At 66.4% G+C, this 563-nt stretch carries 1 protein-coding gene; it reads right to left on the reverse strand.

The window, feature by feature from the left end; all coding sequences use genetic code 11:
- Positions 1–563 (reverse strand): IS256 family transposase (locus Q1A36_RS21370; protein ID WP_299848202.1); only part of this gene is annotated, 563 nt, incomplete at both ends.

Raw genomic sequence — 563 nt, forward strand, 5'->3', positions numbered from 1 at the left:
TGTTCCTTCGGGAAGGACATGTAGCCGAGCAGGTCGTGCTCGGCGTCATCCATGATGGTGGCGAGCTTCGGCACCTTGGGCCTGATCTGATCGGCGACGGCGCGCCATTGTGTGCTGGCGGCCTCGGCCGTGTCCTGGGCGAAGGCAGTGGCGATGAAGGCGGAGACGACACGCCGCCCGCTCTTCCCGGCATGGGCAAGAGCGTTGCGCTGGAAGTGGACGCGGCAGCGCTGCCAGGTTGCGCTGAGCACCTTCGAGATCGCGGCCTTGATGCCCTCGTGCGCGTCGCTGATGACCAGCTTCACGCCCCGCAGGCCCCGCCGCGTGAGCTTGCGCAGGAACTCCGTCCAGATCGGTTCGGCCTCGGATGTGCCGACTTCCAGGCCCAGAACCTCGCGCCGCCCGTCGGTGTTCACCCCGATGGCGATGATGACGGCGACCGACACGATCCGCCCGCCGCGCCGAACCTTGAGATAGGTCGCGTCGATCCAGAGATAGGGCCAATCGCCTTCGAGGGGCCGGTTCAGAAACGCCTTCACCTTGCCGTCGATCTCTTCGCAGAG

The organism is uncultured Paracoccus sp., from assembly GCF_947487305.1.
In the GTDB taxonomy this organism is placed as follows: Bacteria; Pseudomonadota; Alphaproteobacteria; order Rhodobacterales; family Rhodobacteraceae; genus Paracoccus.